Source organism: Nostoc sp. KVJ20 (assembly GCF_001712795.1).
Lineage (GTDB): Bacteria > Cyanobacteriota > Cyanobacteriia > Cyanobacteriales > Nostocaceae > Nostoc.
In genome coordinates, this window is sequence record NZ_KV757633.1 from 17630 (window position 1) to 30583 (window position 12954).

A 12954-nucleotide genomic window follows, 5' to 3' on the forward strand; every position below is an offset into this window, starting at 1 on the left:
TTACTAAATCTAAAACCCAATTACACAAACAGCTTTTCTGACAAACGTGTAGCTATTGACCCAAAGTATTGTAAGTCCGTTGGCGACGCGATGGCGATCGCACCTGATCAATTCCAACTTAATCAATTGCGTAGGCGTAGCCCGTCGTAGACATCGCTACAACCCGCATGAACCCGTTGGCTGATAAAACCTGCTTATGGTTGCAGCGTGATGACCACTTGCAGGTATAACTTGCTCCAATTAATGCAGGTGGTCATAATTAAACATAACAACCTCACTCCTTTTCAACTCTAAATATTGGACGTAATCTAGCCATGTATTGAACTGGTTTTAGCTCAAACTGAGACAACATTTCACATCCAGTCCAACAGTATCCTTTTGGGCTATTAAGTGCTGAAGTCACAACCCAAAGCACAAAATTAGGATTTTTATTTGCCTGCTCAACTTCGTTAGCAGTAATTATAAAAGCCGGTTCTCCTCCAGAAACGCCTTTTACTTCAACATTTTTGATTATGGAATCTTTAGTACAAGTTAAGTCATAACCTACTTTATCTCTTTCAAAAGATTGGATATCCCAGCCATCATACTGTTTTTGTACAAAATCAATTGCGGCTTTCTCAACTTCTTTATTTTTTTGATAATTGCCAAAACCAGCACCTAGAGAAGTCGTTTCTTCTTCTTGTTCTTCTTCCTTTTGAAGTTTAACTATACTTGTGGGTTGAATAGTTTCACTTTCATTACTAGAGTCTGAAATGTTTGAAGATTCTGATTCCTCAGAGGTGTTATCAGGTTTTATTTCTTTGATTTCAGATATTTTTCTAGTATTTTGATTATGTAGTAACCTTTCACACACCCTCAAGGCATTAACGGCTTTTGAATATCCGGGCTGAATGTCAAGTGCCTGTTTGTATGCTTCAATAGCATCTTGATAGTTCATCTCATCCTTGTGCTTCTTGCCCTTGTCGCAGAAAATATCAACTAAACGCTTACCATATCCTCTCCTCGAAAGAGGCATCGAATGGTCTTCCCAAGCCGAATCTAAACTTTCACAAAATCTTTCATCAAACTTACATCCTCCCTGCATAAATGTGAAATTAGCTCCCCTGAACTGAGGCATACACCTTAATTTTTCTTGCTCTAAAGGATGATCAAAATCAACAACAGAATCTATCTGAACAACTACCATAAAGCTGTTTCCATAGAAGCTATTTAAATAGGCTTCACTTAGATGTTCATATTCGTTTTGTTTTTTTAGTTGGTACTGTTTAAGTGCAGGAACAACTTTACCAGCAGCAAAAAAGCCATGCGGTCTACTGCCTGTTCGTTTAAAATAAGCTTTATCTCCAACTTCAATCTTAGTATTATTTCCGCAACTCCACGTAGTATAATAAAAGTCTCCGGCAGTAATTTCTTTCTTTGCATCTTTTATGTCATCACGGATGTCAATTTCAGAATTGTCATTGCACAGAAATATCAACGTTTTCATTTTTGATAAATATAATTTTGATGTTGGCTGTTTTCAGCTTGACCTTTCTGTTTTTAGTCAGGCATCAGTAATTACATCACAAATTAATAAAGACTTGATAAACGGCTTTCAGTTTGCAGAAGTTTACAAAAAAGTGGGTGGACATTGCCACCGATGAATCTACTCTTTGGTTAATTCCTCAAACTGTGCGATCGCACTTTGGTATTTCTTCGTTGCACGGGGCGTTGCATCCCATAGAGGTATTGAGCCGAGATATGAACGAAAAAGGTAATTCAGAAATGTTTACGTCTAAGTGTATGATAAAAACCTTGATTTTTCGTTATTCCACGGAGGCGGACTACCCTGCGGGAAGCCTCAAAGCGTCTATGTTTGTGTAGCAGTGAATTCTATTCGCCTAATATTTTGCTGAACAATGAGAGAATAACAAATAACCAAAGCCAAATATGAACTTCCGTGAAGAGTTTAAACTGCTGCTACGCGCCCGCTACCCTTTGATTTATATTCCCACTTATGAGGAAGAACGGGTAGAAGCAGCTATCCGGGAAGAAGCAACCAATCAGGGTAATCGCCCAGTATATACTTGGGATTTTGTCGATGGCTATCAAGGAAACCCCAATGATGTTGGTTTTGGGCGACGTAACCCGTTGCAAGCTTTAGAATTTATCGAAAAATTACCAGCTTCCGCACCTGCGGTATTGATTTTACGAGATTATCATCGCTTTTTAGATGATGTAGCGATCGCCCGCAAACTCCGCAATCTGTCCAGACTTCTCAAGTCGCAACCAAAAAATATTGTATTACTCTCACCACGCATCGCCATTCCTGACGATTTAACCGAAGTGCTGACAGTCGTCGAGTTTCCCTTACCCGCCGCCCCAGAAATTAAAACTGAGGTAGAACGCTTACTCCAAAGTACTGGTAACTCCCTTTCTGGAAAAGTTTTAGATGACTTAGTGCGCTCTTGTCAAGGACTTTCGATGGAAAGGATTCGTCGGGTTTTGGCAAAAGCGATCGCAACTCACGGTGAATTGCGACCAGAAGACGTGGATCTAGTTTTGGAAGAAAAGCGCCAAACTATCCGCCAAACCCAAATCCTGGACTTCTACCCTGCCACTGAGCAAATTTCTGATATAGGCGGACTCGATAACTTGAAAGATTGGCTGATTCGTCGGGGAGGTTCATTTACAGATAAGGCGCGACAGTACGGATTACCGCACCCCCGTGGTTTAATGTTGGTGGGTATTCAGGGAACCGGTAAATCTTTAACAGCAAAAGCGATCGCTCATCACTGGCATTTACCCCTGCTACGTCTAGATGTGGGAAGGTTATTTGGTGGTTTGGTGGGTGAGTCAGAATCTCGGACTCGCCAAATGATCCAAGTAGCTGAAGCCCTCGCACCTTGTATTTTGTGGATTGATGAAATAGATAAAGCCTTTGCTGGACTTGGTAGCAAGGGTGATGCAGGAACAGCCAGCCGTGTGTTTGGTACTTTTATTACCTGGCTAGCCGAAAAAAGCTCACCCGTGTTTGTCGTCGCCACTGCCAACGACATCCAAGCTTTACCGCCAGAAATGTTGCGTAAGGGGCGATTTGATGAAATTTTCTTTGTGGGATTGCCCACTCAAGAAGAGAGAAAAGCAATTTATGATGTTCATTTATCCCGACTGCGCCCCCATAACTTGAAAAGTTATGACATCGAAAGATTAGCTTATGAAACACCTGATTTTTCTGGGGCAGAGATTGAGCAAACTTTAATTGAAGCGATGCATATTGGATTTAGCCAAAACCGCGACTTTGCTACGGATGATATTTTAGAAGCAGCGAGTCAGATAATACCCTTGGCGCGAACTGCCGTAGAGCAGATTCAGCAACTTCAAGAGTGGGCTGCTGCTGGGAGAGCGCGTTTAGCATCAAAACACAATCCTTTAAGCGAACGCCTCCGGCGGACTACATGAAGGCATTCAGCAGTGGCTAAAATAATGAGTTAAAAGTCCATAGTCAATAGTTAATGATGAATTATTATGGACTATTGATTCTTATACGGATAGGTTACATTGCTTCTCTACTCGTAAATCTTGAGAGCCAGTTCAACGTCACTCCCCTTAATGGGTAAAATACGCACGTGACTGGCTCACCTTGACCAAATAATTACTAATTCGTAATTACGAAGGTACAAGCCCCAAAGAAAGTGCAACTACGAATTACGAATTATGTTGACCCTTGACTCTTAATAATCAGGTTTTAACTATGTTGTCTGGCTTAACAAAGTTTATACTTGGGTTTTTCTTAGCGATCGCTGTCTTAATAGGTGGCGGTGCTGCAATTGCCCTCTATTTCATGAATCGCACCGGCATACCCCCTGCCAAACCCGTTTATTCAAACGATAGTCCTTCAGTGAAAGCCCAAGCTCCCAAAGCAACTCAGGCTCAATTGTCTCCAAGCTCAACTTCTACTCCCACAGAATCACCTAAAGCTACCCCAACAGCAAAACCATTGCCATCGGGAGCTTACCGAGGGCGTGTTACTTGGGCTGATGGCTTGAGTTTGCGATCGCAGCCAAATCAAGAAGCTGAACGGATTGGTGGGGTTACTTTTAATCAAAAAATTATTGTCTTGGAAGAAAGCGGGGATAAAGGCTGGCAAAAAATTCGTTTAGAAGATAGCGAACAAGAAGGTTGGGTGAAAGCAGGTAATACTGAAAAAGTTGATGAATAATATGTATGGGGAATGGGGAATGGGGAATGGGGAATGGGGCATGGGGCATTGGGCATTGGGCAAAATAGTTTCGAGCCAAGAAGCGAGATTTCTCACTCAGCACTCAGCACTACTACTCCCCACTCCCCTGAATAATTACTTGTAAAGAATCATACGAAAAGTAATTATTACACAGAGAAAGTGGTATACTTTTTTATAGTAATCAATTTAAAAAAAGCAAGTGAAAACAGGGGTCGATAGCTATTTAATCAAGCTCGCCTCAGTCTACGAGGCATCCGAAAGCATCAAGGTTGTTCCTATCGTAGTTAATTTCAAATTTTTAAATTGGAAAAAGTTATCTACTGGTGCTGCAATACGTCTTTTATCAGTGGCACTAATTACGGGGCTTCTGAGTATCGCTGGGCAAGCTTTAGCACTTCAGAAAATTGGAAGTAATGGCGCTGAAGTTACCAGTAACCAGAGATGTTTAAAAAAGTTAGGCTACTTTAACGGCCCGGTAACAGGTAAGTTTGCTAGCCTGACTCAAAATGCGGTCATTAAATTCCAGCAAGCCAATAGGCTACCTGCTGATGGAGTTGTGGGTATTAATACTCAACAAGCCTTGCAACGAGCCTGTCAGAGTAGAGCTTCTAGCAGGAATACTAGTGGTGCAGTTGGTCAATACCCTACTCTCTCTCAAGGCAACACTGGTGCAGCAGTTACAAGGTTGCAACAGCGTTTACGGCAGTTAGGCTATTTTAATGCTAATCCCACTGGGAATTTTGGACAAATTACTAAAGATGCTGTAATTGCATTCCAGCGAAGTTATCGCATATCTGCTAACGGGATTGTGAATCGACAAACTTGGAACGCATTACTGGGTTCCTCTCCAAGTACAGCTAGATCAAGTCTCTCGACTCAGCAGGTGAGAGAACTCCAAGTACGTTTGCAGCAGCTAGGTTTTTTTAATACTAATCCCACTGGGAATATTGGCCCAATGACAAGGGAAGCTGTCATCCAATTTCAGCGAAATTATCGCTTACCTGTTGATGGCATCGCCAATGCCCAAGTTTTAGAGGCAGTACGTAGAGCCTCGACTAGTGGATATCCTACTCAACAACCAGCCAGAAGTTATTTGACTGTAGGCGATCAGGGAGAGAATGTCAGATTAGTTCAAGAGCGTTTGTGGCAGTTGGGTTTCTCTAATACCAATCCTGATGGCTTTTTCAACGATTACACCAGAGAATCGGTGATTGCATTCCAGCAATCTTCTCGAATTAATTCGACTGGAAATGTAGATTGGCAAACTTGGCAAGCATTAGGGTTGAATAACTCGACTGGGGGCGATTATGCTGAGACTACTAATAGTTATTTACCTCCTACTAATGACTATGTAGCACCTCAAACTCGCTATTTACCTCCCACTAATAACGTAGTGCGTGTTACTAATGGCAATACATTAGCTGCTAACAATCCTTACAGAGTAATAATTCCAATTTCAAATAATGATACTCTGAGTAAAGTACAACAATATATACCCAATGCTGTTACAGAGCAATCCAGTCTAGGGGATTATGTGAATGCTGGAGCATTTAGCGATCGCACACAAGCAGAAACCCTATCAAAAAAGCTTCGCTCATTAGGTCTGGATGCACGGGTAAAATTTAATTAAAGAAGAATTCAGAATACAGAATTCAGAAATCAGAATCAAGAGCATGGGGTATTCGTAACTGCCACATAGAAGCAGCAGCAAATTTTCAATTTATGTGGTATTTTGCTATTTATTCATATATCTTCTGTCGCATAAAATTAAATTCTGTTAGCGGTAGCGGGGCGTTTAGCCCATTCTGAGTCCTGACTCCTGAATTCTTCCTGTTAAATTGACAAACTCAACTGCGAACCTTCTTGAGTTTTATTCACCTCAATTCTGGCTTGGAAAGCTTCTTTGAGGTGGGGCATGTGAGTGACAGTGAGGATGCAGGCAAAATCGGAGGCGATCGCATTAATCGCTGCAATCAAGCGATCGCATCCTTCGGCATCCTGTGTACCAAAACCCTCATCTACAATCAACAATTGCAACGCCGCCCCCGCCCGCTGCGCTAATAATTTCGCCAAAGCCAAACGGATGGCAAAGTTAATTCTAAAGGCTTCCCCACCAGAGTAAGTTTCATAAGATCGCGTTCCTCTAGAATCGGCGATTAAAATATCTAGGGTATCTATCAGCTTGGCATTTTTCTTTGTTGATTTAGCACTGCGTCCAGATTTTTGAGTAATAAATTGCACATGAAACTGATTCCCACTCAGCCGCGAAAGTAGTTGATTTGTCTCAGCTTCCAGTTGCGGCAACACATTCTCAATCATCAGTGCTTGGATGCCATTTTTACCAAAAGCTTGCGCTAATTCCTGATAAACACGATATTCCTGCTTGCAAGATTGTAATTGCTGCTGCTGTTGTTCATATTGAACTTGCAGTATTTCCAGTTGGTGCGCCAGCTGTTCTAAACGCCCTAACTTGGCAATTTGCTCATCAAGTTGCCGTCTGCGGATTGCTAACTGCTGCTCTAGAGCTTGAATTTGGGCAGATGGGTTAGCTGTTGCTTGTAGTTGCTGGATAATGCTTTCGATTTGTCCGCCCAGGTTTTGCCGCTCCGTTAATCTGGCGCTTCTGGAATCCTCTAACTCTTGCAATCTCGTCTGGAGTTGCGGATACTGCTGCTGGGCTGATAGCAGTTGTTGATATCGTAAATGCCAAGATTGAGCTTTCTTTACAGCCATACGCAGATTGTTGTGCTGCTCAGAACTATAGCCAATTTCGGTAATGTGACGCTCAAGAGCCGCAATTTGTTTAGCACATTCAGAATCAATCTGATCCTGCTGGATTCTGACTTGTAATTGAGCAATTTGGGATTGTAATTCTGGTTTTCGTGCTAATAGTTGCGCTTGTCGCTTAGTTGCATCTTTAATCTGCCCTTGTTTAATTTCTGCCCACCGCCACCGCTCAACTTCACTCCGAGCCAGGGCATGGTCTTGTTCATTATAATTAGCTTGTTGCAGATATTGGTCTAGCTGCCGGAGTTCGGCTTGTTTATCAGGAGCGTAATCACCAGCTTGGAGCGATCGCTCTAAATGCTGTTTCTCAGCAGCAATTTGTTGTAACTGCTGTTGAACATCAGTTGTAGCTTCTAACTGGGCTGCCAACTGTCCCCGTTGTTCGCGTAAACCATCGTAACTCGCCAATTGTTGAGAAATATCCCGATATTCCTGCCTCAAAGTCTGAATTTCTTTGTCAGACACAGCCATTTGTTCTCGCACTACCCAAAACTGCCCTTGAGTATCCTCTAACTCAGTCTGGGTTTTTTCCACCACCCGATTCCAGTGATGTTCATCTAAAGGACGCTCACATAATGGACAAAGTGCTTCAGGATTTTGGAGCATAAGCAATTTCTGCTCTAATTCCCCCAGTTGCTTTTCATAATCCCGTTGGTGAGCTTGCAGACGTTCAATAAAGTGCCGTCTTTCTTGCCCTTTTTCTTGGACTCGTTGTAGATAAACTCGCTTTTTCTCCAATTCCTCAATCTGGATTGCCACATCCATCACCGCTTGTTGTAGTTGCGGTTGGCGGCGGTGCTGTCGTTGCAATTGGTTCTCAGTACTTTGGAGCTGTTCGAGTCGCGCTACTAAACCAGCATGAGTGCGATCGAGTTGGCTTTGTAAAGTTGCTCGTTGTTGCAACAACGGAGTCACCTGCATTTGCAATTCATCTAGACGATGAACATGGTGACGGGCTGCGGCTAGTTGTGACAAAGCAGCTTCTACTTCACCTGATTTAGTCAGCGTTTGCTGAATATCTCGCTCTTGTTGCTGCAAAGCTTCTAACTGCGCTTGGGCTTGTTGCAGTTGCCGTTCGATTTCGTGAATTTGTTTAGTAAGCTGTTGTTGTTTTTGTTGGCGATTCTGTTGGGCGCGGGTGTATTCTTCAAATTTGACAGCAAAAGCTTCTTCTTGAGATTGGAGACTTTGATATTGGGCGTATCCAGCTTTAATCTCAGCTTCTTGGCGTAATATTTTTTCTAAATCTGATAGCTGAGAGCCAATAGCTGATTGTTCTTGTTGGAGGCGATCGCAATCTTGGGTAAGATTTTGGTATTGCTGCTTTACAAAATTGAGTTGTTGTTCCCAACTTTGGCGCTGGTGCTGGACAACTTGCAAACTTTGTAATTGAATATTATCAAAAGCTTGCACCTGTTGCAGTTGGTTAAGTTCGGCTTCTAACTCCACTCTTTGCGCTTGAGTTGTCTCACGTTGTTGCAGCTGAGTTTTTATCGACTCCAAAGAACGCTCTAACTCTACTGCCTGTGCTTTAAACTGACGAGAAGATTCCTTAGCACGTTCTTCCAAATCATCATACTGATTGAGTTTTAACAACTCCGCTAAAATTTCTTTGCGTTCCGTGGGACGCTTGAGCATAAATTCATCTGCACGACCTTGACGTAAGTAGGCAGAATTAATAAATGTATCGTAATCGAGCTTGATGTGTTCTAAAATCAAATCTTGGGTTGCTCTTACCCCTTTGCCAGTGAGTGAGCGAAACCCAGATGGGATTTCTATTTGAAATTCGAGGACACTAGTACCTCCCCGAATTCGGGTGCGAATCACCCGATATTTTTGCTGGTTACTTTGAAAAGTAAAATCAACCCGAACTTCTTTAGCACCAGAATAGATGACATCATCTTCAACAGTGGCACGGCTTTCACCCCAAATCGCCCAAGTGATTGCTTCTAAAAGAGAAGATTTACCCGCACCATTGGAACCACAAATACAAGCCGTATGCAAACCGCCAAAATCTAAAGTTGCATCACGGTAACTAAGAAAGTTTTTGAGGATAAGTTGTACTGGGATCATTCACGCTATGGCGCCACATCTACTTTTAATAATTAACAGTACAGATGCACTGTTTGTTAGTTTAGCTATCTAGATATCAGGTTTCTAGTCTTGAATACATCAATTTTACAAAAATTAACAATATTATGAGTTAATTTTTCTTGTTGCATGAAAAAGTTTTACTATATTCGGAGAAAAATGAGACTCTCCTGGAAGCTTATCGTTATTTCTTTCAGATGTCTGAGAGGAAAACATGAAAACAAGAGTTGCTCTCAGAGTTGTACAACATTATTTCCATTTGGATTCCCCAATGTTCTTTACCTTTCAGAAGCAGGGTAGTTGGGAATACTGTTCGGTTAAGGCAAGAGACGCGATGAATCGCCGTCAAGACGAAAGACTGATTATTGTAGAGACGGCGATTCATCGCGTCTTTGTGATGATTTATCGCGTCTTTGCGATCTAGAATTTTTATCGCAAAATTTTAACCGAAGTATATTGGCTAGTTGAGAATTCTCCTAGCCGATCGCTTTTTGTGGATAATTCTAAAAAATTAAAACCCGCCAGCGCGGGTTTCGATTGTATGGTTGTCCGAATTCTAGTCGCCAAAACATAATTTTAGTTGGCTAGTTGCGATCGCTTGACCTTGACCGAGGTATCAACAATCCAATATATGTACCGACAGCAAATTTTGTTAAATCTAGAAATGGAGGGCGATTCTTCTCATCGATAACTGCAAGAGTGAGAGAACCAATCACCATAATCAGCGTTACAACAGCTAGCACTTCATCTCTTGAAGGAAACTTCTTGGATAACATTGACCCACTCCCAAATCGTTTGAATCACTACATCCATACTTTGACAGGTGAGTGTTTGTTGTAAGCTTAAATACAGGTTTGTGATATGAGTGACTTGTGTATGCGATGAGGATGAATTACCAAATTGGCAGTTACAATCAGCAAAAGTGTAGTGGTTAGCTTATGTCTGGGCGATCGCTTTCTTGTTCTCCAGAAGGAATCCAAAAAGCAAAAAGAGCTTTGATCCGCTGTTCCTTAACTCAAAAAGCATTAGCTGAAGATTTAGAAGTAACTCGCCAGCCGATTGGCAAATTCTTTACAGGTAAACCTGTTGACCGCAATCTTTTTGTCCAGATTTGCGACAGGCTAGATTTAGAGTGGGAAGAAATAGTTGCTGAACCAGCTAGTGAACTAGAAGCAAATCTAGACAACAGCATTGATATTGATGCGATCGTGCAAGGGGTACGCGAAAAGATAAAACCCATCATTCAACAACGCTGCGGCACAATGCGGGTGCTGGATATGACTCAGCCTATTGGGTTGAATGACATCTATACCAGCGTTAATATTTTGGATAAAATCACTGGACAGCGGCGGTTAGGCATTGATGAATTATTACAACAGTGTAAAAGCCAGGATTTTGACTTCTTTGGACTCAACAGAATTACTGAAAAACGATTGCCAGGACTGGAAGCGGTTGAGAAATATTCCAAGCTGATGATTTTGGGTAAACCAGGTGCAGGCAAAACCACATTTTTGAAATATTTAGCAATTCAGTGTATTGGAGGTGAATTTCAGGCTGAACGTGTACCAATTTTTGTCACCCTCAAAAACTTTGCGGAAACTGAAAACAAACCTGGATTATTGCAACACATCACTGAAGAGACGATAAATCCTATCTCTTCTATTCAAGATGTACTAACCTATGGCAAGGCATTAGTTTTACTTGATGGGTTGGATGAGGTTAGAGAAGAGGATAGTAACCGTGTGTTAAAAGAAATTCGTGAGTTTTCTGATCGTTACCCCAAAAATCAGTTTGTGATGACCTGCCGAATTGCAGCACGAGAGTATACCTTTGAGAAGTTCACAGAGGTAGAAGTTGCTGATTTTGATGATGACCAAATTTCCAACTTTGCCAATAACTGGTTTAAGAAGAAAGCTGTAAAACCAGAGACTTTTATCAAACGTCTCGAAGAGAATAGCCGAATCAAAGAACTTGCTGCAAGTCCTCTGCTGCTGACGTTGCTTTGTTTAGCCTTTGAAGAGTCAGGAGATTTTCCTGCAAATCGTTCTGAGTTATACAAAGAAGGACTGGATGCGTTATTGAAAAAATGGGATGCCAAGCGGGGAATTCAACGCGATCAGATTTACAAAAAGCTATCAGTTCAACGCAAAGAAGATTTACTCAGCAAAATTGCATTGACTACTTTTGAGGGAAGTGAATATTTTTTTAAGCAGAAAGTAGCAGAACAATACATTACAGAATATATCCGCAATTTACCCGATGCTAATACTGATGAAGAAGCATTGCAAGTTGATAGTGAGCAAGTTTTGCGTTCAATTGAGCATCATCATGGGCTAGTTGTCGCAAGAGCGAAAAGGATTTATTCATTTTCTCACCTGACATTTCATGAGTATTTCACAGCTAGAGAATTTGTGGTTGTGAGACAGTCATCAGAGGAAGCGCTGCAAAATCTTGTTAGCCATATTACTGAGAAACGTTGGCGGGAAGTCTTTTTGCTGGCGGTTGGGATGTCTCCAAGTGCAGATCGTTTGTTAATTTTTTTTAAGGATAAAATTGATGCAATTGTAGCTGAAGATGAGAAAATACAACAGTTATTGATGTGGAGTAGTGAAAAATCAGTATCAGTTGATGTTCGATATAAAAAAGTTATTACCCGTGCTTTTTATTTTGCCTTTGCAACTAGGGGGCAAAAAATGAATTCTTCTAGTTATCAAGTACTGAGACTTGTCTTTCTTTATAGAGTTATTTTTAATAATCTGTCAATTGCTCAAAACTTTATACATGAAAATTTTATCAATATAGATAAATATGAGCAAGATAAAGATGATATTGACTTATCACTAATTAAGAGTATTGGTAGTTATGTGGAGGGCGATGATTTTGAATATGACTGTTGTATTGCTGCCCTTGCTATTGCTCCCAAAACAAAGCAAGCACTGCTAGCACTCAGAAAAAAACTGCTAACAACAAGTAATAAAGAATTATTTCAAAAATGGTGGCAAGCGAACCGTCTATCTTGGACGGAGCAATTCAAAGCAGTGATGATTCAATACCATAATATTGCTCCTGAATGGCAACTCAGTGTCCAGCAGAAGGAATTGCTTCAGCAGTATTACTATGCTAATCAATTACTGATATCTTGTTTAAATAGTGATTGTTATGTCAGCCTTAAAGTAAGACAAGAAATAGAATATACCTTGCTATTACCGATCGCAGAGATTAAACAACGTCAGCAGCAACGTTAAATACCCATTATATTTCAGTAACAAAGGTCAATAATTGGTTATATTAGTTACCTGCCTGTTGCTCTTAGACTTGCTTTTTACCTAATAGCGAATTCTCAGGCAACTGCTAAGAAGACCCTTGACAATAGACATAACCATTTGTGATGGAAATACCAAACATTTGCCGCATGATTTTGGTAGCTTCTTTTCTCTCTTCATCTGTCAAGTAATCTTGACCTTTAAAACCTACTCGATAACGTTGAGGATTACCACCAGCATCCACGTAACGCTGTTTCCCAATTTCTAAAATTTCTTGGAACCTAGCATACTTTTGTTTTTGCTTTTCAGTCCAATTTGCCATAATTACAAGTCCCAACTAATCGGAACAATATCACCCTTTTGTAAAACCGTAGCGGTAAGACTGGGCTGGTATCTTTATGTACCAATTGCCACTATCTTCATCATAGAACCTATTACCAAGTAAACCTAGAGTAATAAGTGCGTTAATAATCAAGTATCGCACTTCACTCGCTGACATCAGAAATTACTCTATAAATTGACTTTAGCATTTCTAAAAGAAAGCGAAAATATTTTCCAAGTCCTAGGAAATTAATCTAAAATAGAAGTAAG

Annotated in this window: 11 protein-coding genes; 7 read left to right on the plus strand and 4 right to left on the minus strand. The window is 41.0% G+C overall.

All coding sequences use genetic code 11. The features are described 5' to 3' along the window. Positions 1–55: 55 nt before the first annotated feature. Complete coding sequence (locus tag A4S05_RS43405) at positions 56–184, plus strand: hypothetical protein (protein WP_256091032.1); 129 nt, start codon at positions 56–58, stop codon at positions 182–184. A 90-nt stretch (positions 185–274) separates the two neighbouring features. Here the strand turns inward: A4S05_RS43405 and A4S05_RS18860 are convergent, their stop codons facing one another. Beyond that, on the minus strand, positions 275–1486 hold the full coding sequence (locus tag A4S05_RS18860) for a protein NO VEIN domain-containing protein (protein WP_069071338.1): 1212 nt from the start codon (positions 1484–1486) through the stop codon (positions 275–277). 113 nt (positions 1487–1599) lie between these two features. Here A4S05_RS18860 and A4S05_RS18865 point away from each other — a divergent pair, with 113 nt between their 5' ends. The 4 genes from A4S05_RS18865 to A4S05_RS18880 all read left to right on the plus strand — a co-directional run bounded on the left by A4S05_RS18865 (position 1600) and on the right by A4S05_RS18880 (position 5852). After that, positions 1600–1863, plus strand: coding sequence for a hypothetical protein (locus A4S05_RS18865; protein WP_141699754.1), 264 nt, complete (start codon positions 1600–1602; stop codon positions 1861–1863). A 66-nt stretch (positions 1864–1929) separates the two neighbouring features. Continuing rightward, positions 1930–3441 (plus strand): AAA family ATPase, encoded by a 1512-nt coding sequence (locus A4S05_RS18870; protein WP_069071340.1) that lies wholly within the window; start codon positions 1930–1932, stop codon positions 3439–3441. A 292-nt stretch (positions 3442–3733) separates the two neighbouring features. After that, on the plus strand, positions 3734–4201 hold the full coding sequence (locus A4S05_RS18875) for an SH3 domain-containing protein (protein ID WP_069071341.1): 468 nt from the start codon (positions 3734–3736) through the stop codon (positions 4199–4201). Between the two features lie 220 nt (positions 4202–4421). Beyond that, entirely contained in the window at positions 4422–5852 is a 1431-nt protein-coding gene (locus A4S05_RS18880; RefSeq protein ID WP_176727042.1) for a peptidoglycan-binding domain-containing protein, read from the plus strand. A gap of 203 nt (positions 5853–6055) precedes the next feature. On the opposite strand, the gene sbcC is transcribed toward A4S05_RS18880, so the two are convergent. Next, on the minus strand, positions 6056–9082 hold the full coding sequence (gene sbcC, locus A4S05_RS18885) for an exonuclease subunit SbcC (protein ID WP_069071342.1): 3027 nt from the start codon (positions 9080–9082) through the stop codon (positions 6056–6058). A gap of 232 nt (positions 9083–9314) precedes the next feature. Between sbcC and A4S05_RS18890 the strand changes: the two genes are divergently transcribed. Then, positions 9315–9524, plus strand: a complete 210-nt coding sequence (locus tag A4S05_RS18890; protein ID WP_069071343.1) for a hypothetical protein — start codon at positions 9315–9317, stop codon at positions 9522–9524. Between the two features lie 160 nt (positions 9525–9684). Here A4S05_RS18890 and A4S05_RS18895 read toward each other — a convergent pair whose 3' ends face one another. Beyond that, positions 9685–9876 carry a hypothetical protein gene (locus A4S05_RS18895; RefSeq protein ID WP_069071344.1) on the minus strand — a complete coding sequence of 64 codons (192 nt, stop codon included), beginning with the start codon at positions 9874–9876 and terminating at the stop codon, positions 9685–9687. A 162-nt stretch (positions 9877–10038) separates the two neighbouring features. On the opposite strand from A4S05_RS18895, the gene A4S05_RS18900 reads away from it, so the two are divergent. After that, a complete protein-coding gene (locus A4S05_RS18900; RefSeq protein ID WP_069071345.1) occupies positions 10039–12345 on the plus strand; it encodes an NACHT domain-containing protein in 2307 nt (768 codons plus the stop codon). Between the two features lie 106 nt (positions 12346–12451). Here the strand turns inward: A4S05_RS18900 and A4S05_RS18905 are convergent, their stop codons facing one another. After that, on the minus strand, positions 12452–12685 hold the full coding sequence (locus A4S05_RS18905; RefSeq protein WP_069071346.1) for a hypothetical protein: 234 nt from the start codon (positions 12683–12685) through the stop codon (positions 12452–12454). Positions 12686–12954: the final 269 nt, after the last annotated feature.